Origin of the sequence: Rhizobium sp. SEMIA 4085, from assembly GCF_013004495.1 — a bacterium.
GTDB classification, from domain to species: domain Bacteria; phylum Pseudomonadota; class Alphaproteobacteria; order Rhizobiales; family Rhizobiaceae; genus Rhizobium; species Rhizobium gallicum.
Genome location: NZ_JABEPH010000452.1, coordinates 1 through 4080, shown reverse-complemented (window position 1 = coordinate 4080; position 4080 = coordinate 1). Strand labels below are relative to the sequence as shown.

Genomic DNA, 4080 nt, shown 5'->3' with positions numbered 1-4080 from the left:
AGGCAGGGCCTATATCGGCCGCGACCGAGCAGCCACGGCAATCTTGGATGCTGGCTGCGGTACAGGCCTAGTTGGCATTCAACTGGAGCATCTTGGCTTTCGGTTGATTGACGGCTTCGATCTCTCCGGCGCGATGGCCGAAATGGCGCGCCAAACCGGCGTTTACCGCAACGTTGAAGACGGCATTGACCTAAACAGGCCCCTCTCGGACTACTCGAGCGCGAGTTATGATGTGACCGTCTGCTGTGGCGTCTTCACGCTCGGCCATGTCCACCCGGATGGGCTGCGCGAACTGGCGCGCGTCACGCGTCCGAACGGGTTCGTGATCGCAAGCACCTGCAAGAGCTCTGCTGGTGCAATGTCGTTTGAAGTCCAAGTGCTATCTCTGCAGGAGGCGGGCGTCCTTACGCCGGCACAGTGTCTGAACGGCGGCAGATTCCTCGGGGAGGAGGACGCGCATTACTGGGTCTTGCGAGTGCTCGATAAGCCGGCGGAGCTGCGACTGTGACCTCGGAGCTGCCGGACCCACGCCAGTGCTCACGTACCGGCAGCGAGCAAAGGCTCGGTCATGTTGGCATGAAAGCAGTGGCCAACGGTTGTCGCTCAAGCTTTGCCCTGAAGGATATGGGTTGCCGAGAGACGGAGGAGCACAGCTTTAGGCCTGAGGCAACCGCGACACAAATGTGGATTCGGCCGACGAGTTCGCACATGCCCATACCGGCCAGTTTCACGACAACTTCATCAAGTTCATGCCCAAGAACTACACGATAGACGTCGCGCTCGGTCGTCTCCGAGCTGCGGCGTAACAAGTCCTTTTCTTTTATCTCACAACACATTGAATGTACGATCCGGTTATGTATCGGAAGTCCATATCTCGCTCCAGGAACTCAATAATTTTTGGGTTCGGAGTCCGTCGCACAGCGTTGAAGATCGCAATCGCCAACTATCGCTCGATCGGCCAAGGCACTCACGTTAGGATCATCGGTCGCGATCAGGGATACCATGGCGTCGGCTTCGACGGCATCTCGGGTGGGCGGCCTTGTGAATAACCGTCCGGTTTTCCGGCAGCTTCCGACCGACCACATGCGTCACAAAGGCGCGCTGGTGATCTGTGGAGGAAGCGGATTGGATGCTGCGGCGGCTCGACGGCTCGCCGCGGACGCTTTTACATCGGCATCGGGTAAACGATGTCCAGCGGTTCAGCATATAGTCGAAGGACTTGGCCACGATTGACCCGCACCGACCGGCCCCGGCCAACATGGATTTCGGTCGCAGAAGACGCTGTCGCAGCGGGCATTCCTATTGCCGGGTCCGGCGCCTGTTGTACCTTCACCGGAACGAAGGCGCGCGGCTCTTCCGCTTTCTCTGCAACACCAAGCTCACGACGCCACCGATAAACCAGTGATCGATCAAGGTCGTGACGTCGCGCAACCTCCGTCAACGTCATCTCGCCCGCCAGCGTCTCCGAAACGATCGCTTCCTTGGTAGGTCGCGTGAAGTTCCGTCGCCGCACACTGCCAGCCAAAATTTCAAGCTGATGAATAGACACGTCGTAAGCATGCGGTGAAGGCCGCAGATCAGGCAGCTTCGTGGGCTTGTGCGGTGGGCGAGCTCCAATTCCATGGAAGCAATTCTTCAAGCCTCGTGACCGGCATATCCGCAATGTGAGACAAGACATCAGCCAGCCAGGCCTGAGGATCGATGTCGTTGAGCTTTGCCGTCATGATCAGCGTCGCCATGAAGGCAGCACGATCTGCACCGCGATCGGAACCAGCAAAGAGCCACGATTTTCTGCCGAGAGCGAAGCCGCGCAGGGCTCGTTCAGCCGCATTATTGGTCAGGCAAATCCTGCCGTCGCTGAGGAAGGATGTGAAGCCGTCCCAGCGCTTGAGCATGTAATCGATCGGCTCGGTGACAGGTGAGCTGCGCGATAGTTTTGCCCGCTCGACTCGCAGCCAAGCCTCAAGCTCGTCGATGAGGGGGCGGCTGTCCTTGTGACGTCGCTGCGAGCGTTCGTTGACGGAAAGTCCGTTGATGTCGCGCTCGATATCAAACAGTGCTTCGATCCGCCTCACAGCCTCAAGCGCCACTGGCGAGATCGGCGTCGCATTTTTTCCGCGCTTGGCGTTCGTGGCAATGTCACCCAGCACGAAGAACTTGCGGCGCGAGTGAGCCCAGCAAAGCGCCTGCGTCAATGGACCGGAAGCACGCTCCGACTTGAAGAGCGGGTTGTAGCCGCCATAGGCATCCGCTTGCAGAATGCCGGTGAAGGTCTTGAGATGACGCTCGGGATGTTCCTGCCGGCGATCTCGCGAGGCATAGTAGAGGGCGGCCGGCGGCGACGTTCCGCCGAATGGCCGGTCATCTCTGACGTAGGTCCATATGCGTCCGGTATCAGTCTTGCCTTTTGCCAGGATCGGCACCGTGGTGTCGTCACCATGCAGCCGCTCGGCGGAAAGTACGTGCGCTTCGATCAATCGGTGCAAGGGCTTCAAGATCGCGGCGCAGGCACCGACCTGGTCGGCGAGTGTCGAAAGGCTGAGGTCGATGCCTTCTCGGGCATAACGTTCGCTCTGCCGGTTTAGCGGCTGATGCTGTCCGAACTTCTCAAACAGTATCATCGCCAAGAGGTTTGGTCCGGCAAAGCCGCGCGGCGTCACGTGGAAAGGAGCCGGCGGCTGAGCAATCTTCTCGCATTCGCGGCAAGAGAATTTCTCCCGCACGGTTTGGATGACCTTCCACTGGCGTGGGATCACTTCCAGTGTCTCGGTGATGTCCTCACCCAGCTTTGACAATTTGGCCGAGCCGCAGCAGGGGCAGCTTTGAGGAGCGGCAATCACAACGCGCTCGCGCGGCAGATGCTCAGGAAACGGTTTGCGCGATGGACGCTTGCGCTCGAAGGTTTTGACTGTCGATGATCGTGCCGCAATCTCCGCGGCCAGTTCGTCCTGGCTAGCGTCGGCTTCCAGTTCCTCGAGCTGCAATTCCATCTGTTCGAGAAGGCGGGCCTTTCGCTCCGAGCGGCTGCCATGGATGTCGCGCTTGAGCTTCTCAATCTCCAGCCTCAATCTGGCAATGAGCGCATCGGAATGAGAGTTCACTGCCTGGGCTCGGGCAGCAACGGCCTCGGCTTCACGACGGGCGGCACGCTCGGCGAGGATCATCGCATGAGCGCTGGCAAGGTCGTCGGGAAGCTGATCGGCCGCATCGGTCATGACGAGAGGGAATCATATTCGTGCCCGCCTTTCCAGCCATTTCCGCTACCCAGCCGAGCTTGGACGCCAGGTTTTTTGCGGCATTCGCCAATCGATCCCTTCGAGTAGATAGCCAAGTTGCGCAGGCGTGATCACCACAGTGCCGTCGGCCGCTGACGGCCATATGAAGCGGCCGCGCTCCAGCTTCTTCGTGAACAGGCAGGCACCTTGGCCGTCGTGCCAGATCACCTTGATGAGCCCGCCCCGACGCCCGCGGAAGCAGAACAGGTGGCCGCTATGCGGATCCCCCTTTAGCGTCTCCTGCACCATCAACGACAAACCAGGGAAGCCTTTTCGCATATCTGTGTGTCCGGTCGCCAGCCAGACCTTCACGCCGCTTGGAACCGGGATCATCGCCGGTCTACGATATCGACGATCCGAGCGAGCGCTTCAGTATCAACATCGCTCTCCACACGAATGCGCCGCCCCCGACTAAGCTCAATTGTCACAACGCTTATCTTCTTGCGCGGTCGAGGTGGCAGTGTTGTCTCCACCGGATCAGGCGCAGGCAAGGCCGCGACTTCTACGGGAATAAACTGCCGCGCTGGCGGCGGTGAGGCCTGGCAGAGTTCTTTGCGCCACCGGAACAACTGACCCGCATGGATGCCTGCCGACCGGGCAATCTCGGATACGCTGGCATTCGGCTCGAGGCAGGCCGCAACCAGCCGCTCCTTTTCTGCGCGAGACCAGCGACGACGGGTAAGCGGTGAATCTATCCCATCTGGCGAAGGCACTTTGGTGGATTTATTGATACTGCTGAATGAATGAACTCGGGCGTGAACTTCTATGTCTGCTCCTATGTCTGAACATAGAACTTTCCATATGA

At 59.4% G+C, this 4080-nt stretch carries 5 protein-coding genes and 2 pseudogenes; 3 read left to right on the top strand and 4 right to left on the bottom strand.

Translation table 11 applies throughout. The features are described from left to right. The 3 genes and pseudogenes from C9413_RS28905 to C9413_RS28895 all read left to right on the top strand — a co-directional run. Positions 1-508: class I SAM-dependent methyltransferase (locus C9413_RS28905; protein WP_170251262.1), on the top strand; the 508-nt coding region annotated here is incomplete at its 5' end. Positions 509-680: 172 nt separating this feature from the next. After that, positions 681-806: pseudogene (locus tag C9413_RS28900) on the top strand (GntR family transcriptional regulator); the annotation flags it as partial. A gap of 111 nt (positions 807-917) precedes the next feature. Next, positions 918-1092, top strand: a pseudogene (locus tag C9413_RS28895) (aspartate aminotransferase family protein); the annotation flags it as partial. A 73-nt stretch (positions 1093-1165) separates the two neighbouring features. On the opposite strand, the gene C9413_RS28890 reads toward C9413_RS28895, so the two are convergent. The 4 genes from C9413_RS28890 to C9413_RS28875 all read right to left on the bottom strand — a co-directional run. Continuing rightward, complete coding sequence (locus C9413_RS28890) at positions 1166-1678, bottom strand: transposase (protein ID WP_210263647.1); 513 nt, start codon at positions 1676-1678, stop codon at positions 1166-1168. After that, complete coding sequence (locus C9413_RS28885) at positions 1578-3164, bottom strand: IS66 family transposase (protein WP_246703874.1); 1587 nt, start codon at positions 3162-3164, stop codon at positions 1578-1580. The genes C9413_RS28890 and C9413_RS28885 overlap by 101 nt, the downstream gene beginning before the upstream one ends. Positions 3165-3260: 96 nt before the next feature. Further along, positions 3261-3608: an IS66 family insertion sequence element accessory protein TnpB gene (gene tnpB, locus C9413_RS28880; RefSeq protein WP_040114296.1), complete on the bottom strand. Its 348-nt coding sequence runs from the start codon at positions 3606-3608 to the stop codon at positions 3261-3263. Continuing rightward, on the bottom strand, positions 3605-4080 hold a 476-nt coding region (locus C9413_RS28875; RefSeq protein ID WP_170251260.1), incomplete at its 5' end, for a transposase. The genes tnpB and C9413_RS28875, both read right to left, overlap by 4 nt.